Source organism: Acinetobacter baumannii, from assembly GCF_009759685.1.
Taxonomy (GTDB): domain Bacteria; phylum Pseudomonadota; class Gammaproteobacteria; order Pseudomonadales; family Moraxellaceae; genus Acinetobacter; species Acinetobacter baumannii.
The window spans coordinates 2,742,181-2,765,002 of record NZ_CP046654.1; the positions used below are offsets into that span (position 1 = coordinate 2,742,181).

Consider the following 22,822-nt stretch of genomic DNA (forward strand, 5'->3'; position numbering starts at 1 on the left):
ATCATGACAGCAGGTCTTAAACCAAATTTAATATTTGAGGTGTGAGATGAATATCGGTCAGGCATCCAAACATTCGGGCATTTCAGCGAAAATGATTCGCTACTATGAAGAAATCGGTTTACTTGAAGCAGCTCAGCGTTCTGCTTCTGGCTATCGTATTTATTCAGAAACAGACCTTAAAACTTTAAACTTTTTAAAACATGCCAGAGAGTTAGGTTTTTCATCCGAACAGATGAAAGAGCTTATTTCGCTTTGGAAAAATACCGATCGGCATAGTGCAGAGGTGAAAGCTTTAACCGTAAAACACATTGCCGAATTAAAGCAAAAAATTGCTCATTTACAGGAAATGGTTAATATTTTGCAGGCTTCAGCTGATGATTGCTGTGGTGACCAACAGGCTTCGTGTGCGATTTTAGACCACATTGAAAAAGGTGTAGGGGTAAGTTAAACCTTATAAAAATAAAAAAGGAAAAATCATGGCTTATACAGCTTCTTGTCTTTGTAATGGGATTCAACTTCGTATTAATGCCGAATTCGAACCCATCATGGTCTGTCATTGTAAGCAATGCCAAAAAGCACAAGGGGCTGCTTTTGCGGCCATCACTCAAGTAAAAAAAAGCGATTTAGAGATTGTACAGGGTGAAAATCTTTTGCAAGCGTATTTTGCATCGCCTAATAAAAAAAGAGTGTTCTGTAAAATCTGCGGTTCACCTGTCTGGAGTGAACGTTTAGATAAACCTGATGTGGTGCGTTTAAGGGTAGGGCTCATTAATGAAGAAATATCGACGCCAGTCATTTCTCATGCTTTTGTCAATTCACAAGTGAAGTGGTATCCAATTTGTGATACGGCTCACCAGTACCCAAATGGCGTCGAAAACCCTTGAAATATGAAGGTTTGAAGTATTTTATCTATTTGTAAAAAAACGTGAACAGCACTAGCCATGAATAAATAATGTGCTATAAATGTACTTAAGGTAATCGTAATATCTCCTCGATCCACAGGGAAACTTGGGACAGGGCAAAAGATACGATAAGACCTTATAAACAGCTAGCAAAGAGCAAATAAAAATGGATAGACACATTTTTTGAGTGCTCAACGTTGCAGAAAAGCCCGTGAAACGGGCTTTTTTAATGCCTATGAAAAGTTATTTCTAAGTGTGGGATAGCTTATGTTTTTAAACTATTTAAGAAAAAGTAATGTAAAAATAATAAAATATTTCAAATATACAGACTATTCTGTATTGCAATTTATTTTTATTAAGGGTACATTTAGTTAACGGTTTAAAGTTCAAGCTTAATAATGAACTCATGGTCGTTGTGGGAGATCTAAGAGCCTGCATTTTCCCCAAGATGCGGGTTTTTTTTATGCCTAAAAAAGTAATGACTCATCTGATCTAAAAATTTAATTCTTTGTTCTATAAAGTTTAAAAACCTACGAACGTAATAGGCCGTAGGTTTCTAAACACGTCTAAAAATTAAGCACGATATGCCTGACAAGCTTGAGCACACGCTAAACATGCTTTTGCACAAACCTGACAATGCTCATGTTCGTGTTTACTACACTCAGCTGCACATAGTTGACAAGCATTAGCACATAGCTGCATGGCTTGTTCAGCAAGCTCGGAATGTCTTAATTCTAAAGATGTGCATAACTGACAGGTTTCTACACAGGTTAAACAGTGTTTGATGCACTCACGCATCATATGCACATGCTCTTCTTGTAAACATGCAGAGGCACAATGTTTACAAGCAAACATACATTCAATGCAGGCTTGAATAGAGGTGGATGCTTGATTAAACAGAGATTGATTTGGTTCTTGTGAGCTATTCATTTTAATATTCTCCTTTTGAAAGGCTATTATTAAAAAAACGAATATTGTTATCTTTTTTCATTTTATAAAATCATTTTTCCTATCGGGCACTTTGAAATGAAAGATCTACAAATGCTCAATACGAGATTAACCTCGTATAAGAATGTTACAGGTATTTTGTTAGCTAAATTCTAAAAAGACAGTAAAACCTTAAGAAGAGATACCTAAAAACAAAAAATAAAATTTGTTTGGATATAATACTTTTGGCTAATTTTTTAATGTATGAAAATTAGGCAAATTATTAGTGTGAACTTTAAGGGCACACGTAATGGAAAACATTGAACAGTACGCTCACGGAGCTGAGCATGAAGTCCACGTACACTGCAAACGATCATTAAGCACTTTAATACTGAGTTTGTTTGTATTAATTGCAACTGGTCGATAAAGAAGAAGCACCCACGGGTGCTTTTTCTGTATGACTTGACTATGGGTGGATTAAATTAAGAACCTGTAAAGCCGCGGCGCTTTTTGTAGGCTTTACGATCATAAGAGGGAATATTGGACTTTTGAAGATCAATAGCCAATTGTTTTCTGCGTTGAAATTGCACTTCATTTAAAAGCGCATCATAGATTTTAGGTCGGTCAGTTTTAAACTTTTCTACATCCAGTGGAATCTTACTTTCCTCTTTAACAATATACAAAACTGAACCATTGGCATTGGTTTCATATACTGTCCAACCAACCCGTACTGTATAGAGGCCGGTTTTCTGATCCTTTCCTAAATAAGATTTAAAACCATCGGGATGAGGGCGTACATAAGCATTCATCATGCATCCTCCATCAACTATTTAATTCGATGAAAGCGGCGATCAATGAATTGATGGGAACGATACATCTATTCAGTAAAATCACGATTTTCATGTGTATATATATTGATCAATTTGATAATTTCAAGCTCTGTAATTTTTCTTTTTTGTGGGATGAAAAACGTGAGAATTTGTCTAAAAAAGATACAAAAATAACCACTTCATTTTTATAGATAAATTAAGTCTATTTTTAACTTAAATTTGGTTTTTTTAAAATTTATGTGACGTATTTTGCAAATTTAAAATTGAATAATTTATAGTGAAGCTTGAGTTCATTTTTTATTAATAATTTGATTTTAAAAAATAAAAAATATTTGTAATATTTCTTGTTACAACGATTTTGTCGACAATACAGGATTGTTTTTGACATATTTCGCCTAGCGTAATCAATAGAGTTTTTTGCCTATGGTGTCATTTTTATTTATTGGACTTGTAGTCACTATTTTGTTGACTCCAGGACCAACAAATACATTATTAGCCTCGGCTGGCATACAAGCAGGGGTAAAGCATTCTCTTAAGTTGATTCCGGCAGAGGTCATAGGTTACCTGATCGCAATTACCTCATGGGGTGTTTTACTTGAATCGGTGTCTCATTTCATTCCATGGCTTCCAGCCATATTAAAGCTGATGAGTGCGGGCTTTATACTCTATCTTGCTTTTAAACTCTGGATGACATCGTCTGAAGATATTAAGTTAGACCGACCGCTTATTACGCCAAAAGCTTTATTTCTTGCGACACTTTTAAATCCGAAAGCTTTACTTTTTGCTTCAGCGATTTTTCCCCATGCAGCGTGGGAAGTTCCTCATTTATATTTTATTCACATTGTTGTCTTTTTAGCTTTAATTACCCCAATTGCTTTTTTATGGATTATGTTTGGTACAGTATTAATCTCAAATAAAGTCACTTGGTTAAATCAACGTAACTTACAACGTATTGCTGCATTTATTTTAACTTTTTTTGCCATGCCAATCGGCTATTCAGCGATTAGCTCATTTTAGACCTAACAAATTAATTTATATTAAAAAATTTAATATACAGGAGTTGTTTCATGAAGAGATTAAAAGTCGTTATTAAAGATCAGTTTGACCAAGAAAGTATTGCTTTAGCAAAGGTTAGGCCTGCGAACGATCAGAAATTAGAGCTGTATAAAAGTGTAGAGCATATCGAAATTGATGACGATATTATTCTACCGAATATGGATTTACTCTATGAAAATCCAAAAGATGGAAAAATTTATAAATTAGTTGGCCCGTTTAATGAAGATGAATTATAGAGGGGCGAAGAAAAGTTGATTTTTTCATCTGTTTTAGTGTTGCTTAAAATAAAAGCAAACTAACGTATAGACACAATTAAAATCTTGAACACCAAGGGGTCCTTATGGGACTATGTTTCTGCAAAAATGTGACTTAATCCACATTTTTGTATTTCAGGACTAAGTGGTTTTCACTAAGCCCATTTCTTCAATGAGAAGTAGAAATGGGCTTTTTTTATGGAAATTTATTCTTTAAAAGTTTCATCTAAAGCTTGCTGGACTGCTTCAATGCGAGATTTGCAAGCTTTATAAGCACCAATGGATTCTTCAACAATCTTCATCAAATTATCAATATCCGGGCTTTCCTGAGATTCAAGTAATTCGGCATTTCGCTTTAAAATGTCATGACCTTCTTTAAAAGTCAGTTCTTTATCATTCATTTGGAATTACCTCGGTAATATTAGCGTTAATTGCTCCATCTTGCATATCAACAGTAATGGTAGAGCTTGTGATTTGGTGAATGGAACGAATTGCTTTGCCTTCTGATCTTACAATTGCATAACCTTTTGCTTGAATCTGTTTCGGGTTTTGCAAAAGAATTTCTCGCATAAGAGATTCAGTTTGCGACAAAGAAAATTTAACTTGTTGCTGTGAAACAAATTGAATGCGTTCCTTTATCTGCTCAAGGAACTGGTGAGCTGAATTAAGCTGAGCTTGGGCAGAGGATTTAATATGTTGTAGATATTGATCACTCTTACTTTGGTAGGTCGTAATTTGATGTTGTGACAAGAGTTTGATTGTTTGTAGGTTGTCTACAGCTTCTTGTACACGTTCAACAATATGGTTGCGAATACCCGCAATCACTTTACTTGGAGTATCAAACGAACGGTGTGCAATCTCGTCAAGGATAGTACGATCTTTTTCATGTCCAATACCGACCCAAATCGGCACGCTACGTTTACAGAGTAGGGCGGCAAGCTCATAATCATTTAAGTAAGCTAAGTCATTTACAGCACCGCCACCACGAATAATCACAATCAGGTCGGGTGGAAAGTTAAAATTATTTGCCCATTGTTTTAAACCTGTTGCCAACGACTCCATAAGACTGACGGCAGCCGTATTTCCCTGAAAGGTCGCACTTTGATAAACAAAATGACAAACCCTATTTCGCTCAAGAGCATCCGCATCCTTTTTAAAGTCACCTAAACCCGCAGCATTTTGAGGAGCAATAACTAATACATTTTGTATATCAAAAGGAGTAGGGAGAAGTTTGTTCTTATGTATTAACCCTTCTTGAGTTAAACGTTCTACAATTTGTTGATAACGTTTTGCAATTTCTCCAAGTGTAAAACTTGAGTCTATTTCTTCAATATTGACTGAAAATCCATATTGCGGATCGAAACGCGCTCTAATTTTGATTAAAACGTTTAAATCACTAGCTAACTCAATACCTGTTTCACGTTCAAACTTGAGAACAATTTTATTTGCTGAAAATTTCCAGATAGTCGCTTTACAGCTTGCAATGACCTTGTCGGTGTCAGCATCTTTTTCTGCGAGCTCTAAATAATAATGTCCACCTTTAACATTTAAATTCCGAATTTCCGCTCTCACCCATACAGGCTCGTCAAAGGTCAGGCGTATGACTTCCTGCACTGTACCGAGATATTCACTAAGAGAGAGCTGAGGATCAGACATATAAACTATAAATGATGGGTTGAAACTAGATAGTATAAAAGCTACCCAAGCATGGCAATTGTTGTCTATGAATAACGGGTTCTGTTTAAAATAAATACAACAATTTAGAGCGTTAAAATTGAAATTGAGGGGCTTATTTAATTTGAGCGGATAAAAAGAAAAATTAATAAAAAGATAATTCTTAATAATTACAACCGATTAAAAAATAAAGTTTGCTTTATAAAATATATAAGCGTATAAAGCTTACTTCCAATTGCGGGGTGGAGCAGTCTGGTAGCTCGTCGGGCTCATAACCCGAAGGTCGTTGGTTCAAATCCGACCCCCGCATCCAAAATATTATGCTCTGTGATGTACTACTTTTCATGATACGATATCATGGAAAGCAATTAGCTTATAAATAACCCTATATAAAGCTAAATATTAAATTCTAGACGAATTGTCCATACCTTAAATCTAGCGTTCTAATTAAATACCGTTAAATCACATGAGCTCAGTGATGAGTGAATGATTGTGAATATAGTAAATGAGTGGCAAATCGCCACAGCCGTAAATGGCAATGAAATTAATGTGAGGATTGTTCCTCACGTCCGTAAGCAAAACTCGCTTGATGGTTATCGTTGGGTTGAGGTTGGAAAGAAAATTCAGCTTCAAACTGGTGAAGAAATTGAGTTAAACCAAGACGGAAAAAGCTTCTATGCTGGGTTTAATCAACTTTATCGTTTAAATACATATTGTTGATAAAATCATGGTAATAAAGCAAAAAAACCTATCTCTTTTAAAGGAGATAGGTTTTTTTATATCGTGAAGAAATCTAAATAATTAAAGTTATAAAAAGACGAAAGTGATGAAAAAGGTCGTATTATTATTTTAGCTATATTTAATAACTAAATTAGCCTGCTCTCCAGAACTGACGCCCCATGACTTTAAAGTTTTTCCCGTTCTCTTCGGTGACACGTCGGTCCCTAAATTTTTCATTTAAACTATGCAAAATTAAAGAGCCATCTGCCTCTTTAAAAATTTGTTTAATCATGCCTTCACCAGCAAAATAAACGGCATAGATTTCACCATCAATTACTTCTGTTTGAGAAATATCAATACCGACCAGATCACCATCTTTGATGTAATCGGTCATACTATCGCCCTTAGCTTTAATAATACGCATGCATTCCTGAGCAACACGTTTTTCTTTAAAGAATGAAGCGGGGAAAGGAATTTTCCCATTAATTGCATCAAAATGAAATTCAATTGATTCGCCTGTACCGCAAGAAAAATTCGCTTCAACTACTTCGATCCAGACATATTGGTCTGCTGCATCGTTACTCACAACAGTAGGACTAAATACATCACTTTCTCTAAAAGAGTCTTCTGAGTTTCCTGTAGTAAGCCAATAAGCATCTACACCTAAAAACTGTGCAATGAGTGGAAGAAAAGCAGATTTTAAATTCTTCCCCGATTCTAAAGCTTGATAAGCAGGCTGAGACATCTTTACTGCTTCAGCAACCTCTGCCTGTGTTTTTTTAGCTTTAATCCTTGAATCTTTTAAACGGTCTTTAAGAGCCATAATGATCGCACCAGCTAACTTATAACAAATATATAACTTAAGTTATATTTAGTAAAACAACTATAGTTATTGACTAATAATAACTATAGTTATAATATCAGTTATAAGGGCATATTGATAGAACGAAAATAATATTTTATTTGAAATTGATTTCTTAATTTTATCAATACCTTATTAAGAAAGTAACGATTATTCTGCCTCAATGGATGACAGAATATAAAAATGGCGATAGTCGATGAGTGGTTTGTACAGACTATTAAAAACAAGAAATGGAATAAAAAAAGCCCGATTCCGTGGATCAGGCTTAATGTTCGTCGATAAAGGGTATCAAGAACATGAAGAATCTAACAAAGAATTTAATGCGTCACAAAAGTTTCCGATATACGGCAACCTGTTATCTCAACTTTTTGGTCAAAAAAGAGAGGTTATCTAGCGGTGCAGTTTTACTGAGGCTTTTGTCATTCATAGCGGTTTAAAAAGAACAAGACCGACTAGATTAAATCTGTGTACATAGCAGAGTTAGATATAAAAATATGAAAAATAACAAAGCAGTAGCCATGATTATTTTTCAAAAAATTACGCTTTAGGCAGGATTAAATTATGGAAAATTTTTTAACTTCAAATGGGCTAGCTGCCGCTTTTAACCTTTATGGCACCGTCATGATGGTGGCTTTAGCAGTGAGCTTAGTCGTTGCAGTAGTTTTAATTATGCGATTTCCACGTTCACCTCAAGAATGGGTCGTTGGTTTGATTTGTACGGTTGTTTCAAGCTTGACTGGTGGCTCCTTTATTATCATGAAATGGAATTTACATGAGTGGGTGACAGATATATGGGGAATGATCACTTTAGGTGGATTCTTCTTTATTTGTGGCTTACCTGGTTGGGCAATTGTGAGGTGGATATTTAATTTCATTAATAAACAAGAAGGAAAAACCATTGTTGAAGTCATGAAAGATCTAAAAAAAGCGAAAGATGATATCCAAAGCTAATAGCTGTTTGGCCCTAATAAAGATGAGGACAACTCTTATGAATATTGAACAATATTTAGATGCACTAATAAAACGCGAAGGTGGCTATGTAAATGATCCGCTTGATCATGGGCATGCGACTAAATTTGGAATTACACAAGCCGTTGCTCGTAGTTATGGTTATCAAGGTGCAATGGAGAATTTAACGTTAGAGACAGCCAGAGAAATTTATAGGAATCAATATTGGCTTGAGCCGCGATTTGATCAAGTTAATTTGATCAGCGCACTTGTTGCTGAAGAGTTATTCGACACGGGTGTGAATTGTGGTATTAGTTTCACAAAACCACTTTTACAACGTGCATTAAATTTATTGAATAGGCAGGGCAAAGAAGGCTGGGTAGACCTTAAGGTAGATGGTGAATATGGGCCAGCCACTTTGCAGGCTTTAATAAAATATATTAAAAACCGTGGTAAGGAAGGTGAAAAAGTGCTGGTACGGCTTCTTAATATTATGCAAGGCCAACGCTATATTGAAATTACGGAAACAAATCCGAAGCATGAGCAATTCTTTTATGGATGGCTTGCTAATCGTATCAGCTTATAAAAAAGCCAACTTGCTAAAGCTATTGAGTTATAGCCTTACAAGTTGGCTCACTTTCATAAAATAGTTTTATTGAGTAATAAGTAAAACTGCTAAAAGAAAAAATATACAACCACTGACTTTATTGAGCTTAGAAAAATTATTTCCGGCAAGCATCTTCTCTTTGAATATTGAGGAAAAGTTGGCATAAACTAAATGAATTAAAAATCCGATCAAGCAGAATGTTAAAGATAAAACCAAAAACTGATTTAATATTTCTTTTTTAATATCAATAAACTGTGGGAAAAGGGCAATAAAAAAGACAATTGTTTTGGGATTAAGTAGTGAGGCAAACAACCCTTGATAGAAAAGCTTTGATTTCTTTATACTTTTTTCATTATGTTCAGTTTCTAATAAGTCTTGAGTTGGGGATTTTTTAATAAAATTTTTATAACCTAAGTACATTAAGTAAAAGGCCCCAATAGATTTTAAAGCAGTGAAGATAGTAGGGTTGCTAGTAATAATAAGTCCGACACCGCTTGCAGAAATCACAGCGATAATAAACATACCAATAATTAAACCACTAATGCCAAATAAAGCTGTTCTCACACCATAATTTATTGAATTTGTTACTGTAAATAAAACGCCTGGGCCTGGGCTTGATAAAGTAAGAAAAGCAATGGTTATAAAAACTAAAAGACCGCTCACGTTGATACTTCCTGTTTATCATCAATATGTTAATTGCATGCCTACTTTAAAGCAGAATAGGAATTATGTATACAGACAAGTATGTATAATTTATAAAAAAGTAAATTAATAGGATAATATTTGAAAGTTCCTACACAATTTTATTTTTTAAACTCTAAATTATTTGAAAATTAAAAATTCAATGCTTTAAAAAGTATTAAATATATTTAATTAATATATAGATACAGTGTTAGAAAATTATATTTAAATATCATTGAAAATCAGATAGAAAGTTAGAATTTGATACCTTCGTATTCAATAAGAAATGAATTAATTAAGATATCGATTGCAATTCGTTAAGAAGCGTGTATAGTCGACACTAACTACAAAAATATTCATGTTACCCAAAGTCTCTCTTTTCGCAGTTTTATTTATAATCCTCCGTATATTTTTAGATATTTAAGTAGAATGTGTATTTTTTAGTTCTATTGGTTTGCCCAATAATAAATGATAATGTTTTTAAAAGTTAGGATTAATTTATGTCTAATACTACTGGTACAGTAAAATGGTTTAATGAAACTAAAGGTTTCGGTTTTATTCAAACTGATGAAGGTAAAGATGTTTTTGCACATTTTTCTGAGATTCAAACACAAGGCTTTAAAGTTCTTTTAGAAGGTCAGCGTGTTCAGTTTACTGTAACACAGGGTAAAAAAGGCCCACAAGCTTCGAATATCACAATTGTGACGAATGCTTAAACTAAAGTAATTTGATGATTTTAGACGATTTGATCTGTAGTGATTTGCTCAATTAAACGGCTCTAATCATCAATATAGTTAAAAAACCCACTTCTTCCTTTGTGGGTTTTTTATATGGATAATTAAATAAGTTGATTATTTGTTTTATATAATATAGAAATTAGAATTGTGTTGTATAAGTTGACTTTATAACTGGTATAAAAATGGATATTTGTATTGGCGGTATTTTAAACGGTAAAGTAAGAAAGAATAATGAAAATTATTTCTCTATAGGAAATCCTCATTCAGATGATGTAACTGAATATCACAAGCAATATTTCCATTTGGATGGAAAGCTTTTATCATTTTGGGTGTGTAATGAAATCAATTTTCAAGAAGCCTCCAGAATAGCTGAAAGTTTCTTTAAAAAAGAACAAAGTTTTTATTAAGTAAATTTTAATTAAATACTTTAAGTCTGGTAAGTCTATTTCTTCAATGAGATAAGCTAAAAATTATTTTTAATTACATATTTTTAACAATTTAGATTAATTTGTTACTTATAAAGCCATAAGTAAAGAGTAATCTTAGCTCATAATATAAAATCATTGTAAAATTAAACTTAACATTCATGAAAATTTATTAAATTTTTCTTGTCTTAACGGTCATGACTTAAGTCATAAATAATATTTCTTTTTGTAGTATATCTAAAGGAAGGAAATAATTCTAAATGTTGAATATAGTACAGCCTAATATTTGCTTCATTGGTAGCAGTAATTTGTCTTTAGCTTTAATTGGAGGTTTAGTTTTAAAAGGCTTTCAAAGAGAAAAAATTAATCTAATAGAGGAAGTCAAATTTGAGAATCAAATCATTCTAAAGCAAAAGCAACATGAGGTGAAAAAGGCAGATATAGTTGTTCTATTACTAGACCCAAAAGACTTAAAGGCTATACTGGCGCCCTTAAAAAAATGGTTAGCTGATAAAACTATTGTGTCGATGATGGCCGGAGTTAATATTAAACAATTAATGAGTATTACGGGTTCAAAAAAAATTATCAGAGTCATTTCTAATCCCCCTGTATTAACCTATACAGGTACTCATGTGTTAATTGGTTCAGACTATTTAGAGCCTTTAGATAAAGAAGTGATAGAAACAATTTACTCAGCAACAGGGCGAACCTATTGGGCAAATTCAGAATCCCAAAGTGATGCGATTATTGCTTTATCGGGTTCAGGACCAGCTTACTTCTTCTATATTCTCGACAGTATGGTGAAAACAGGGGTGTCTATGGGGCTAGATAAGCAATTTGCTTTAGATCTAATACTTCAAGCTGCATCAGGCGCTGTAGAAATGGTTCGTAAAAGTAATGTTCAGCCTAGTGAGTTATGTGGCAAGGTCACATTAGCGAATGGTATTACAGAGTCTGCATTACGAATGTTTGAATTAGGCAACCTCTCTGATGATATTCGGCTGGCTTTAAAAGCAGCTTACCATCGTAGTAAAGAAATAAGCTTAGAAATTAATGCAGAAATTACGAGACACTAGCTTTAGCTGATTACAAAGTGCCTTCCAAATATTAACACCTTATATTTGGAAGGTATTTTTTTAACCACCATGGTTTAGCCGTATAAAGGTAAAGCAAACATTATCTTTCAAAGAACCATCAAAACGGCTACTTTAAAAATCAATTATTAGCTCAAGTTATGGAATTTGTAGGAAATACTCCCAAATAATAAAACCTAAGCCGAACCCTAGCATTGAATAGAGGGTAATAATAAATAGTACAAAACTAGCTTTATTTTTCTTTCTTAAAAAACTCATGTTAGCTACCTCGTGTCTAGATAGTTACTATCATGAAGAAAGGCAAGGTGTAATCATAGATACAGAATTTTTTCAAAAAAATATAACAGATGGGTAGGTGTTATAACCTCATCTTTTAATTAAGTTTTTCTTCAAATTTATGACTGAAAAAAGACTAAAGTATGGTGAATCTAGAAGCATGAGAGGTACTTATAAAAATTATTTCTACATTGTTTTTTAATGATAATTTATTACTCATGTTGTGTGAAAAATAATCATTTACAATTGAAAGAAAATATTTCCAATTAGTTAAAAGTATTAAATAAAATTGTGAAACATTTAACATTAGTTTGACTATTTGTGTTCCATTATGGTGCAATTTTACATAATATGGGTAGTTCTTACATTGTTTTAAATTTATTTGCACTCAATTACAATTAAGTCTTCATAATCAGAAGATGAATTTTTTTTATTTTCAATTATTTATAATAATATTGAGGAGGAAGAAATGCCAAAGTATTTAGCTATAGCGGAGAAAGTATACAAGGAAATTAAAAAAGATAATTTATTTACTGAAGATACCATTCAAAATTTAAATTGTTTAATTAGCTTGATTCGTAAAGCAATTAAAGGTACTGAGTTCAAACTTAAGTACAATTTTATAAATTTTGAAGAATGCTTAAATCAATTTAATAAAGAAAAATCAGTGCATATTGATTTAAGTCTTATGCCCAAGTTTAAAAATGAAGATGAATTCATTTTGTGGCTTGCAGGCTTTATTGAGCGAATGACAATTGGAGGGAAAGAGAAGCTTCCTCCAATTTCAAACTATATTCCAAAAGGCTTTAAAATTGATCAAGCCGAAATTCCTGTGGCTGCTGAACCAAGCAAAGAAGAAAATGCTGAGATGATTATTAACTACTTTAAATCTGAGGATTTCATTAAAAATAATAAAATATCCTCTTAAATATAGAAGTATTTGTCCACCTTACTTCTATATCTGGCTGATAATATTCAGCTACCGCCTTCTGGGGCGGTTTTTTTATTTAACAAGCTTAAATGATCAGCATATAAAACTTATCAAAAATGTCAGTAAATATGGAAATGTTTTATAAAGAATTAATAATGACATAAAAAATAATAAGTTGGAGATTATATTGTTATTTTTATTAAAATATTTTTCACATAAAAATAATCTTAAATTACGTATAGAAACATTTACTGGTACATAATTTCCAAAAAAATAGGATGATGAAGAGATGAATGAGAATGCTGAACTCATTAAATATTTAGATATTGCCGAAAATGTATACGAAAATATGTATGAAAAGTACCAGATTACGGATAACCCTGTAACCAATCTCAATAGAGTGATGGCAGAAATTAGAAAAGAAGCCGAACAAAATGATTTAAAGTTAAAATATACCAAAATTGATTTTGAAGAATGTTTAACTAAGCCTCTTTCTGAAAGAGAGATAAAAGTTGACTTAAGTCTACTTCCTCGTTTTGAGTATAGGGATGAATTTATTTTGTGGCTCACTAATTTTATTAGAAATATTAGTGTGCAAAAAAAGTTCGTAAAACAAAAGTACTATTTTAATTAGCTTTATAAACTTTTTAACTACTCAAAACTATTAATAAATTTTATAGAACAGCGATATAAAAAGAAAAATAAAGTGCACCTTTGTAGAGGTAACTTACATGAAGAATATTACTGAAAAATCACTTTTTGATGTTTTTACCCAGCATCAAGCTTATCTCTACCGAGCATCATCGCGATCGGTAAATGAACTTTATAAGTTTTTTAATAGTGAAACGATGGTTATGCTTGATCGGTTAAGCAATTTAATGAAAGAGCTGAATGAAACAGAGAGGTTTGCTCTTGCTGGTGGTGAGTATACAACTCAGCATCTAAAAAACATCCAACTTGTTATTTCGAACTGGTTTAATTCAATTAATACTGTTTTACTGGAAATGTTTACTCACTCGGCAATTGCTTTGGCTATATATGAGTCAAACTATATGGCCAAACTATTTGGTAAGGTTATTAAAGATTTAAAGGGAGAGCGGCTTTATCAGTCAATAAAACGAGTGCCTTTGGCTGGAGGTGCCTTGGTTGATGAATCCTTAGCTCAAATTAGTGAAAATGCCCTTCAACGCATTGAATATGCTATTCGGGATGGTATGAATACCGGAATGACGCCTCAGCAAATCATCAAACGTATTACGGGTACAAAACGCCTTAAGTACGAAGATGGATTGCTCAACAGTACCAAAATCGATATTGAAAGAATTATTAGAACGCTACGTAGCCATATATCAAATCAGGTCTATTTATATAACTTCAAAAATTTTAATTTTGAATATGTAAGGTTCGTGAGTGTTTTAGATGGTAGAACTTCTAAAATCTGTGCAGCCGTTGATGGTTCTATTTGGAAACTGAATGACCCGGCGAAAAGAGTGCCACCTTTGCATCCGAACTGCCGAAGTATTCTGGTCCCTGTAAGTAAGGATGGAAGGCTTATTGGGAACCGATCTTTCGTTATGGATGAAAGAAAAGTACGAGATATTCCTAAAGATGAGCGGACTCAGTTAATGGGCCAAATAGATGCAAATATTTCCTTCAAAGAGTTTTTTAATCTGACCGATAATTTTTTCCAAAAAGAATGGTTAGGCCCTAAACGTTATAAGTTATATAAAGAAGGGCAATTTGATTTTGATAAATTTTTTGATCCAAAGGGGCGGCTCTATACTTTGGATGAATTGAGAGAATTAGATGAACGAACTTTTAAAATACTTGGGTTATAGCTTCATCGTTCTCCACCAAAATAATAACGCCAATAAACTCACACATGCGCCTAGACTACATACGCCGAGCCATCCTGCATAAGCATAAGTCGCTGTTGTGCTGATTGCACCCAGTCCACTACCTACTGCATAAAAGAGCATGTATAGACCCACAAGCCGACTATGCGCTTCTGGGCGAGTACGAAAAATCATACTTTGGTTGGTCACATGCAGGGCTTGTCCACCTAAGTCGAGCAATACTATGCCAATCACCAGCGCCCAAAGTGAGTAGGTCATAAGTGAAAGCGGCCACCATGCGAGCAGCAATATTAACAGTGCTGCCAAGCTTGTGCGCTGAGCATATCCGCGGTCGGCCCATTGGCCAGCACGAGTGGCGGCTAGAGCACCGATTACACCGAACAGTCCAAAAGACCCAATTACAGTATGCGAAAAGTTATAGGGTGGTGCACTTAACGGTAGTACCAATGCGCTCCAGAGAATATTAAATGCCGCGAACATGAGTAAGGCTAATACACCGCGTACTTGTAGGACTTTTTCTTGGCGCAGTAGCTTTAACATAGAAGATAGAAGTTGCGGGTAGCGCATGGTAACAGGCTGAACATTTAAATGAGGGAGTCGCCTCCAAAGTGGTAAGGCAATCATGAGCATAATGATAGCTGCGCAAAAGTACACGCCGCGCCAACCCGCTATATCACTTATTCCTCCTGAAAATACACGGGCAAGCAGTAACCCAATGAACACACCGCTCTGTGCAGTACCAACCACATGCCCTTGCTCATGTGGGGCCGCAGCACTTGCAGCATAGGCAATAAGCCCCTGTGTCATGGCTGTGCCGAGTAGACCTACCGCAAGCATTCCTGTCAAAAGAACAATTGTAGAGTGGGCAAAGGCAACCATTAGCAATGCAGATATTAAAGCCAGTAGTTGCAGTGTCATTAACCGACGCCGATTTACAAGATCACCCAACGGCACTAAAAACACGAGGGCAAGTGCACAACCTATTTGAGTGGCTGTAACCACACCACCAATGACGGCATGACTAACATTAAAGTCACTCGCCAAGATGTCGAGCAAAGGCTGTGCATAATAGACATTTGCTACGCTTGCACCACTTGCTATAGCAAATAGTAAAACTACGCTACGAGGTAGGTTCGAATGCGTTTTATTGTTATCTACTGAAGATGTTGAAGATACAAGAGAAGCTTTCATTATCCTAAATCCATTCAGTCTAGTTTTAAAATGCAACTAGTTGAATATTAGATTGACTGGTTTTAAAATGCAACTAGTTGAATATTAGATTGACTGGTTTTAAAATGCAACTAGTTGAATATTAGATTGACTGGTTTTAAAATGCAACTAGATATCTTGTTACTGATTATTGGTAAGGAAACTCAATGGCTAACTCTACATTGATGAAAGAAGAACCTTGTCCTGTTGCACGCTGTGTCAATCTCATAGGAGATCGCTGGTCACTGCTTATTGTGCGTGATGCTTTTGATGGAATGCGCCGTTTTGGAGATTTCCAGCGGAGCTTAGGCGTTGCACGAAATATTCTTTCTGACCGGCTGAAAAAGTTGGTGGATGTTGGTGTTCTTGAAATGCAAGATGCTTCAGATGGTACGGCTTATCAGGAATATGTGCTAACCCCTAAAGGGGAGAGTTTATTTCCTGTGATTGTTGCTCTACGTCAATGGGGAGAACACAACTTATTCGAAAGTGGTGAGCGCCATTCTCTGTTAATTGATAAAAATACAGGTCAACAAATTCCATTTATGGTGCCAGTCGCGGCAGATGGAAAATTGCTAAAAGCCTCTGATACTCAAGTGCAAAAGGTGAAATAAAATAAGAGAATAGAAAAATTAACCTTTTTTAACTTAAATTTTGGGAGATTAATTGCTAACCTTGCGCGTCAAATTAAGGTGAGATTATGAGATTTATATTCCTCTTTATAAGCGCAATTTCAATTCAATGTTATGCAGCATCGGAAGCGATGGAACTCCATTACTGTGAAACTGTGAAAAAAGCAGCGAGTGGCGTGATGGATGCTAGACAACATGAAGTGCCAGCTAAAGAGTTACATGACATCGCCAATCATCTTGAAGAGCAACAAGCCAAACAACTTTATAAAGAGCTTATCAAATCTGCATATTCTTCAAAGCTATTTGAAGACCCTCTCATTAAGTCAAAAGCTGTCGAGAATTTTCAAACCACTTGGCATGAACAATGTTTGGCAAAAGAATTAGCTAAAAATATGTGAGTGTTAGGGGGAAATGGCTAGCTTAGGTTGGAAGATAGAACTTTATTTCTTACTTACCTCTTCGCTAACACTGGCTAAGCGCGGTAAAGAAGGAGAGAAGGTATTAGTTCGGGTTCTTAATATCATGCAAGGCCAACGTTACATCGAAATTTGTGAGTGAAATCCCACGCAGGAACAATTCCTTTATGGCTGGATTGCTAACCGCGTTTCACTATGAAGGCTCTGATTTCGCTGTGTATTCTACTTTCAGGTTGCACAGCTCATACGATATCTACAAAAGTGCATGTCACTGTTTGTGTGCAGTGTGTGACTTAAAATCTTTAGGAGAACGCTTTTTTATAGATGGGTGAATAAGTTAAATTGGTTTAAATTTTCTTTAAATATATTTAATTTTAGCTTTAGTATCTATAAGTTAATATAACGAGCTTTATTGTTATTTTCGTAAAAATAAAAAATAAAAATTTTTTAAGTTAATGTTTTTTAAAATTATATATATTTTATATTTACATTAATAAGATTGGATACAGAGGCATGATTCATTATTAAATTTATATCATCTACTTTAAATAAGCTATTTACCCTTTGCGAAGAATATTCAACGAGCGGTATAAATATGGTTGATTGAAATAATGAATAAATAACCCCAACCTTGAATTTACAAGTAGGGATATAGATTGGAAATGTGAAAAAGCTACCCATAGGTAGAAATACTCATGAATTAAGTTAAAGGATATTGGTATGAAAGCTATTTTAACGAAGAAAATTATTAGCTGTATCGCAATTAGTGGTGTTTTAAGCTTCAGTGCATTTGAGATTATGGCAGCGAATCAACAAACTATAAATGATGGGAAGAATCACTCTAAAATATTAAATGAAAACCATGAAAATTTGACTGATAGTCAAATTTTCAAGATATTAAGTACAGCTAATAATGGTGAAATTAAGCAGGCAAAAACTGCATTGCCAAAACTAAAAATGGATGAAGCTAAGAAATATGCTGAAATGATGATTAAAGAACATTCAGCCAATGAAAAAAATGCACAAGCGTTGGCAAGTCGGTTACAGTTGATTTCACAAACCAGTAATCTTAGTAAATCATTGCAAAATGATAGTGATAAAATTGTTAGTAAGCTTAATCAAATAACATCAGATACTGATAAAAATTATATGATGAGTCAAGTTAAAGTTCACCGTAAAGTTTTAACGATAATTGATAAGCAGTTAATACCAAACACGAAAAGTTCTGAATTAAAAAATATGCTCGTACAAACACGTGATGCTGTTGCGAAACACCTAAAAGCAGCTGAAGATATATTTAAAAATATGAAATAATATATAATTATTATCTTTTAAAAATACATTTAAAAAGCCTAGTATTAATTAACTAGGCTTTTTTAAATTGCATATACATAAAATAATAATTTCCTGCAGGGTGGTGTAAAACTAGAGTGTTGTGGGTAGTGTTTAATCTAGCGAAATATAATGATTGTGGGATAAAGAATGATATAATTGTGAAGATTATTTGAATAAGAATTTTTATTGATGAGAAATAATTTCTTTAATTAATAACATCTCCTTACTTAATAGGGGTATTTATGAAACATAACTAACCTAAAGGTGAATTATAATAATTGTCAAGCATACTTCAAAAGTTCTTTTAATATTCTAGCTCTTTTGAAAGTCACTAGATTTTAAAATATAGGGAGTAAGAAAATGGTAAATACAAAACAATCAAATTCAGTTGGTAATCATACGACTCAAAAAGAGCCATCTTCTAATGGTAATGTATCAAATAGCAAACCATTACAAGACATTTCATCCACAATTGATAATGCTCGTCCAGATTTAAACTCTCCACCGACTAATAACAATCATGTACCCGATATGAATGAAGGGGGAGAGAATTTGGTTGCTACAGGTGCAGGAACCTTGGGAGGAGCGGCGGTAGGTGCTGCATTTGGTGTTGTTGGTGGCCCTCCAGGTGCTGTTGTTGGGGGATTATTGGTGGTGTGGTAGGGGCAATAGCAGGTAATGATATAGCTCAAACAAATAATCAAAAAGATGATAGTAATGACTGGCAAGAAGAAGATAATTATTGGCGAGAAAACTATAAAAAAATGCCATATTATACTGAAGACAAGAATCTAGAATATGATCGTGATTATCGGGCGGCTTATCGTTTAGGTTATGAAAATCGTGTAGATAATAATGCAGAAATTAATTTTTTCGAGGTTGAATCTAAATTGAAAACTAAATGGGAACAAGTTAAAGGCAGTTCACGTTTACAGTGGGAGGAAGCTAAATTTGCTGTAGAAGATGGATTGAAAAAAATTCATCCTTAAGTCATTTAATACTTAGAAAGTCTCCTCAATGGGGGAGACTTTGCGATAATATACTTTTAAGCTAATTTTTAATTTTAAGCCAATTTTTAATTTCAATATCAATAAAAACTTAATGATGGGTTTAATCATAAGATATTAATTATATTTTCATTATTCTTTTTTCTTTAGGCATTTAAGTATTTGAACAATTAAGCGGGCACTCTTCATTTTTCTGCCTTCTTCTTGATAGTGCTGTTCAAAAGGGGCATAGAAAGAGATATGGATTTTTTCAGACTCAGGATTAGCCTGTTAAGATTGTAATTTTAATAATTTTTTAGCGGCCCATTGTTCACACTCACTCGCAGTATCTCGAGTAGCTGTATAATGTTTACCTAAATAACGGACAGTGATGCGCCACGCGTCTCCGCGCTTAACCGGCTTTTGCATAATAACACTCCAAATTTCATGGTACTGCAATGGAAATATAAAGCGTTTTTTAATGCGAATTTTGAATTGACCTATAGACAATAAAAAAACTACCTAATCCTTTCGAATTAAGTGGTTTTTAAATCTTGGAGCGGGAAACGAGACTCGAACTCGCGACCCTAACCTTAGTAAGGTTATAATAAATATCAAATAACAATAGGTTATGTTTAAATGGTGCTGAAGTGGTGTCGAATAAACTTTTACAATTGAAGCGGATATATTGAACGATTTGATGAGTAACAGTAGAGTAAATTATGTTTTTAGTTTAAATTAAATACTAAGTAGAGGAATTCTTACAAAGATTAATTTTATAAGAATAGTATATAAAATTTTTGAATAGTAACTAACCATTCACATAAATGCATGTTCATTCATGATTTTGGATAGCATATAATCCGTTACGCTTTTGCATCAAGTATAAATTTGATGTTTTGCGAACGAGGGGGGTGTTATGAGTATCAATAAAATGCTCGATAAGGATGTTAGGCTAGCAGTCAAAAATAAGGTTTTAAAAGACCATATAAATGATCCATCTACCTTAGTAATTGATGAGCTGGGCTTAGATTATGGCCGTAATCGAATTGACATCGCGGTAGTTAATGGCGAACTTCATGGATATGAGCTAAAAAGTGATTCTGATACCTTAAAAAGACTTCCTTCTCAGGCAATTTGTTACTCTGCTGTAATGGATAAAGTTACTTTAGTTGTTGGTGAGAAGCACGCTAAAGAAGCAATTGAAATGGTTCCTAATTGGTGGGGGATTAAAGTTGCTGTGAAGGGAAAAAAGGGTGGAATTCATTTAGGTACTTTTCGACGTAATAAGAAGAATACTGAAATAAATCCTATGGAAGTTTTAAAGTTAATATGGAAAGAAGAAGCACTTGAATTGCTATCAAACTATGAAGAAGTCGACTGGAAGATAAAAAAGCTTCAAAAAAAAGCTATCTATCAATTAATAATAGATAACTTAAGTATTGATGAAATAAGAGATTCTGTACGGTCTATCTTGAAGGCCCGTGTAGCTTGGCGTTTTGACTAACTGCCAAAGTTATATGGTGGTTGACGCCAACTTTGACCCATGTTCCAAAATTCCCAGGACCAGCCTTTCTTTTGGAGCAATCATCAATATATTTGTCGCCACTTGAGTAATTAGAACCATAAAAATATCCAGAATTAACAATATAATTTGCCATATCAAAATATTGTCCAAACCCATCATCATGCACATGAGCTTGATATCGGACAACTACCATATAATTATCTTCATGAGTATATTTAATTTTAGCATTTGGTTTTACAGGGGTGTTGGAGAGAAATTCTTCAGGATGAACCCCTGCATAGTCTCCAAAAACTGGAATTCTAGAGTTTGCCTGTCCTATATAGGGGGTAACTAAACTTAAATATGAGATCCACTCTGTACGTGGTTCAAAACCATGGGGATTGTAACTTTCTCTTGGCAAGTCTTTTGGAATTGAACTGCCTGCAATTACAATATTTTTGAATAAAGAGATTTTATTAATAGTATTTAAAACTTGAGCAATCGATTGTTGATGAATGAAACTAGTTTTTGCTACATTCTCAGCAAAATCAATAATAATATCTATTTCATCATGTCTTTTATTACAGCTAGCTAGAAGGGCTTCAATATTAGAGTTGGTTTCGGTATTTAATTCTGCAATTGAAATTCTTAGCGCTAAACCGAAACCATAAGTACTTATTATTGAGGCGGTAGATTGTATTGCTGTTTGAGTAGAGTCTAAAGATAAAATAAAATCGATATTTTGTAAGCCTCTTTCTGAGCATTTTTGCCCTATCCATTTAAAATAATTCTCTTCTTCAATTTGGAAGTCTTCACTGGTATTTAAGTCTATATAACATGGATAATTTCCCCATTTTTCAGCAACTTGTCTCGGAATTTCTCTTGAACGTCTTTCCTTATCAACTTCTGTTAAACTTAACAAAGGTTTAATAGCTGTTTTGACATCTTCTGAAAGTTCATTTAATGCAGCATACTCATTTTGTTTCGTTTGTAGTATTGGTACGTAGACAAAGCTCATTATCTATTTCTCCCCCCGATCTGTAATAAAAAGTCATGTCGGGCTCATGATAAAACTAAAATTATATGGTTAAAATTTATAAATATTTATTAAATATATAATGTAATATTTTCTTATTGTAAATATTAATAAGACTAAGGGTTGAAATACCTATCATACCTACTTTTATTAACAGAGATAAAAATTATTAAAAGTAGTGTCGATAATAAAAAGTAATAATTTTAAAACTTTCAGTATCTTAGGTTAAGATTAAGGAAACTATTTACTAACTTTAGCTAATGAAAAATTTTAATGAATTTGAATTAATAGGAATAGAAATAGCTCTTTTACTAATCTGTATAATTTTTTCTCTCATGGGAAAACATATTTTTGGTCTAGAAGGAGACTATTTGTCTGCTGCAGCAACTTTATTTGCTTCAGTTATTGCTCTTATACTTTTCAATGATTGGAGAGATGAACAAGAACATCAGGTGTTCACTGAACTTATAAAAACTATTAAACAAGATTATAGAAAATTAAATGTCAAATATATTGAAGATTTATATAGCTTACATGAAATGCTACACAAGCTTAAATTCAATCGGCCTACACAAGCATTGACGTTTGAAGTAATCGAAAAAATTACTTTGTCATATACTACTTTCTCAAGAGTATTTAAAGAAATTAAGAGTGACTTTAATAATTTTGATGAGATGTATAAAACGATTATTGATTATGAAGATGAGCTATATAATTCTTATCAGAATGTATGTAATGAAATTCAAAAAATCCCAGATACAAATAACTATGAAGAAACAATTAATAAATTAAAAAATTTTAGAGATCTCGAAAATGACTTGGTTGGTAAACTTTATGTTGAGATCGTTTTTAGTTTGATAGGGAAGTTATCGGCTAAAGGATAAAGGCGCTTAAGCACCTTTTTAATTCTTCCTTCTCGAC

General features: G+C 33.6%; 28 protein-coding genes, 1 tRNA gene and 2 pseudogenes. 21 read left to right on the forward strand and 10 right to left on the reverse strand.

What is annotated here, in order from left to right:
- Positions 1–46 precede the first annotated feature (46 nt).
- Both cueR and GO593_RS13125 read left to right on the forward strand, forming a co-directional pair.
- The gene (gene cueR, locus GO593_RS13120) at positions 47–448 is read left to right on the forward strand and encodes a Cu(I)-responsive transcriptional regulator (protein WP_001020650.1); all 402 of its coding nucleotides are present in this window, start codon (positions 47–49) and stop codon (positions 446–448) included.
- 28 nt (positions 449–476) lie between these two features.
- Entirely contained in the window at positions 477–884 is a 408-nt protein-coding gene (locus GO593_RS13125; protein ID WP_000331902.1) for a GFA family protein, read from the forward strand.
- A 591-nt stretch (positions 885–1,475) separates the two neighbouring features.
- Here GO593_RS13125 and GO593_RS13130 read toward each other — a convergent pair.
- Positions 1,476–1,832, reverse strand: a complete 357-nt coding sequence (locus GO593_RS13130; RefSeq protein ID WP_001088962.1) for a four-helix bundle copper-binding protein — start codon at positions 1,830–1,832, stop codon at positions 1,476–1,478.
- A gap of 479 nt (positions 1,833–2,311) precedes the next feature.
- Positions 2,312–2,641, reverse strand: a complete 330-nt coding sequence (locus GO593_RS13135) for a hypothetical protein (RefSeq protein WP_000980495.1) — start codon at positions 2,639–2,641, stop codon at positions 2,312–2,314.
- A gap of 441 nt (positions 2,642–3,082) precedes the next feature.
- Between GO593_RS13135 and GO593_RS13140 the strand changes: the two genes are divergently transcribed.
- Together GO593_RS13140 and GO593_RS13145 are read left to right on the forward strand one after the other, a co-directional pair.
- Positions 3,083–3,676, forward strand: a complete 594-nt coding sequence (locus GO593_RS13140) for a LysE family translocator (RefSeq protein ID WP_000253369.1) — start codon at positions 3,083–3,085, stop codon at positions 3,674–3,676.
- Between the two features lie 50 nt (positions 3,677–3,726).
- Complete coding sequence (locus GO593_RS13145; RefSeq protein ID WP_000825869.1) at positions 3,727–3,951, forward strand: hypothetical protein; 225 nt, start codon at positions 3,727–3,729, stop codon at positions 3,949–3,951.
- A 224-nt stretch (positions 3,952–4,175) separates the two neighbouring features.
- Here GO593_RS13145 and xseB read toward each other — a convergent pair whose 3' ends face one another.
- Complete coding sequence (gene xseB / locus GO593_RS13150; RefSeq protein WP_000998196.1) at positions 4,176–4,370, reverse strand: exodeoxyribonuclease VII small subunit; 195 nt, start codon at positions 4,368–4,370, stop codon at positions 4,176–4,178.
- Complete coding sequence (gene xseA, locus GO593_RS13155; protein WP_001283226.1) at positions 4,363–5,625, reverse strand: exodeoxyribonuclease VII large subunit; 1,263 nt, start codon at positions 5,623–5,625, stop codon at positions 4,363–4,365. Before xseA ends, xseB begins: the two co-directional genes overlap by 8 nt.
- 254 nt (positions 5,626–5,879) lie before the next feature.
- Between xseA and GO593_RS13160 the strand changes: the two genes are divergently transcribed.
- Positions 5,880–5,956, forward strand: a tRNA-Met gene (locus GO593_RS13160).
- 173 nt (positions 5,957–6,129) lie between these two features.
- Positions 6,130–6,363 (forward strand): transposase, encoded by a 234-nt coding sequence (locus GO593_RS13165; protein WP_000636785.1) that lies wholly within the window; start codon positions 6,130–6,132, stop codon positions 6,361–6,363.
- A gap of 151 nt (positions 6,364–6,514) precedes the next feature.
- Here GO593_RS13165 and GO593_RS13170 read toward each other — a convergent pair whose 3' ends face one another.
- Positions 6,515–7,186 (reverse strand): XRE family transcriptional regulator, encoded by a 672-nt coding sequence (locus GO593_RS13170; RefSeq protein ID WP_001185372.1) that lies wholly within the window; start codon positions 7,184–7,186, stop codon positions 6,515–6,517.
- A 600-nt stretch (positions 7,187–7,786) separates the two neighbouring features.
- Here GO593_RS13170 and GO593_RS13180 point away from each other — a divergent pair.
- Positions 7,787–8,176: a hypothetical protein gene (locus GO593_RS13180; protein WP_000427180.1), complete on the forward strand. Its 390-nt coding sequence runs from the start codon at positions 7,787–7,789 to the stop codon at positions 8,174–8,176.
- Between the two features lie 37 nt (positions 8,177–8,213).
- Entirely contained in the window at positions 8,214–8,759 is a 546-nt protein-coding gene (locus GO593_RS13185) for a glycoside hydrolase family 108 protein (protein ID WP_001019688.1), read from the forward strand.
- Positions 8,760–8,825: 66 nt separating this feature from the next.
- On the opposite strand, the gene GO593_RS13190 is transcribed toward GO593_RS13185, so the two are convergent.
- Positions 8,826–9,443 carry a LysE family translocator gene (locus GO593_RS13190; protein WP_000015977.1) on the reverse strand — a complete coding sequence of 206 codons (618 nt, stop codon included), beginning with the start codon at positions 9,441–9,443 and terminating at the stop codon, positions 8,826–8,828.
- Positions 9,444–9,961: 518 nt separating this feature from the next.
- Here GO593_RS13190 and GO593_RS13195 point away from each other — a divergent pair.
- The 3 genes from GO593_RS13195 (at position 9,962) to GO593_RS13205 (ending at position 11,699) form a co-directional block, all read left to right on the forward strand.
- Entirely contained in the window at positions 9,962–10,177 is a 216-nt protein-coding gene (locus tag GO593_RS13195; protein WP_000072673.1) for a cold-shock protein, read from the forward strand.
- A 203-nt stretch (positions 10,178–10,380) separates the two neighbouring features.
- The gene (locus GO593_RS13200) at positions 10,381–10,605 is read left to right on the forward strand and encodes a hypothetical protein (protein WP_000350299.1); all 225 of its coding nucleotides are present in this window, start codon (positions 10,381–10,383) and stop codon (positions 10,603–10,605) included.
- A gap of 278 nt (positions 10,606–10,883) precedes the next feature.
- Complete coding sequence (locus GO593_RS13205) at positions 10,884–11,699, forward strand: pyrroline-5-carboxylate reductase family protein (RefSeq protein WP_000932369.1); 816 nt, start codon at positions 10,884–10,886, stop codon at positions 11,697–11,699.
- A gap of 156 nt (positions 11,700–11,855) precedes the next feature.
- Here GO593_RS13205 and GO593_RS13210 read toward each other — a convergent pair whose 3' ends face one another.
- A complete protein-coding gene (locus GO593_RS13210) occupies positions 11,856–11,975 on the reverse strand; it encodes a hypothetical protein (protein WP_001982898.1) in 120 nt (39 codons plus the stop codon).
- Between the two features lie 487 nt (positions 11,976–12,462).
- On the opposite strand from GO593_RS13210, the gene GO593_RS13215 reads away from it, so the two are divergent.
- The 3 genes from GO593_RS13215 to GO593_RS13225 all read left to right on the forward strand — a co-directional run bounded on the left by GO593_RS13215 (position 12,463) and on the right by GO593_RS13225 (position 14,762).
- Entirely contained in the window at positions 12,463–12,921 is a 459-nt protein-coding gene (locus GO593_RS13215; RefSeq protein ID WP_001127325.1) for a hypothetical protein, read from the forward strand.
- Between the two features lie 292 nt (positions 12,922–13,213).
- On the forward strand, positions 13,214–13,558 hold the full coding sequence (locus tag GO593_RS13220; protein WP_001004676.1) for a hypothetical protein: 345 nt from the start codon (positions 13,214–13,216) through the stop codon (positions 13,556–13,558).
- A gap of 97 nt (positions 13,559–13,655) precedes the next feature.
- Entirely contained in the window at positions 13,656–14,762 is a 1,107-nt protein-coding gene (locus GO593_RS13225) for a minor capsid protein (RefSeq protein ID WP_000790419.1), read from the forward strand.
- Here GO593_RS13225 and GO593_RS13230 read toward each other — a convergent pair.
- Positions 14,757–15,971 (reverse strand): MFS transporter, encoded by a 1,215-nt coding sequence (locus GO593_RS13230; protein ID WP_000648038.1) that lies wholly within the window; start codon positions 15,969–15,971, stop codon positions 14,757–14,759. The two genes, GO593_RS13225 and GO593_RS13230, sit on opposite strands and share 6 nt — an antisense overlap.
- Before the next feature lie 185 nt (positions 15,972–16,156).
- On the opposite strand from GO593_RS13230, the gene GO593_RS13235 reads away from it, so the two are divergent.
- The 5 genes and pseudogenes from GO593_RS13235 to GO593_RS13255 all read left to right on the forward strand — a co-directional run bounded on the left by GO593_RS13235 (position 16,157) and on the right by GO593_RS13255 (position 19,361).
- Positions 16,157–16,603 carry a winged helix-turn-helix transcriptional regulator gene (locus GO593_RS13235; protein ID WP_000024025.1) on the forward strand — a complete coding sequence of 149 codons (447 nt, stop codon included), beginning with the start codon at positions 16,157–16,159 and terminating at the stop codon, positions 16,601–16,603.
- An 86-nt stretch (positions 16,604–16,689) separates the two neighbouring features.
- A complete protein-coding gene (locus tag GO593_RS13240; protein WP_001210982.1) occupies positions 16,690–17,019 on the forward strand; it encodes a hypothetical protein in 330 nt (109 codons plus the stop codon).
- A gap of 76 nt (positions 17,020–17,095) precedes the next feature.
- Positions 17,096–17,179, forward strand: a pseudogene (locus GO593_RS19375) (hypothetical protein); the annotation flags it as partial.
- A gap of 578 nt (positions 17,180–17,757) precedes the next feature.
- Complete coding sequence (locus GO593_RS13250) at positions 17,758–18,351, forward strand: DUF4142 domain-containing protein (protein ID WP_000644342.1); 594 nt, start codon at positions 17,758–17,760, stop codon at positions 18,349–18,351.
- A gap of 381 nt (positions 18,352–18,732) precedes the next feature.
- Positions 18,733–19,361 (forward strand): annotated as a pseudogene (locus GO593_RS13255) (hypothetical protein).
- Positions 19,362–19,649: 288 nt separating this feature from the next.
- Here GO593_RS13255 and GO593_RS13260 read toward each other — a convergent pair.
- Positions 19,650–19,787, reverse strand: a complete 138-nt coding sequence (locus GO593_RS13260) for a hypothetical protein (RefSeq protein ID WP_001171615.1) — start codon at positions 19,785–19,787, stop codon at positions 19,650–19,652.
- Positions 19,788–20,277: 490 nt separating this feature from the next.
- Between GO593_RS13260 and GO593_RS13265 the strand changes: the two genes are divergently transcribed.
- Entirely contained in the window at positions 20,278–20,865 is a 588-nt protein-coding gene (locus tag GO593_RS13265) for a sce7726 family protein (protein ID WP_000026345.1), read from the forward strand.
- On the opposite strand, the gene GO593_RS13270 is transcribed toward GO593_RS13265, so the two are convergent.
- Positions 20,828–21,883, reverse strand: a complete 1,056-nt coding sequence (locus GO593_RS13270) for a beta family protein (protein ID WP_000011633.1) — start codon at positions 21,881–21,883, stop codon at positions 20,828–20,830. The genes GO593_RS13265 and GO593_RS13270 overlap by 38 nt on opposite strands.
- Positions 21,884–22,161: 278 nt before the next feature.
- Between GO593_RS13270 and GO593_RS13275 the strand changes: the two genes are divergently transcribed.
- Positions 22,162–22,785 (forward strand): hypothetical protein, encoded by a 624-nt coding sequence (locus GO593_RS13275; RefSeq protein ID WP_000787873.1) that lies wholly within the window; start codon positions 22,162–22,164, stop codon positions 22,783–22,785.
- The last annotated feature ends 37 nt before the right edge of the window (positions 22,786–22,822 follow it).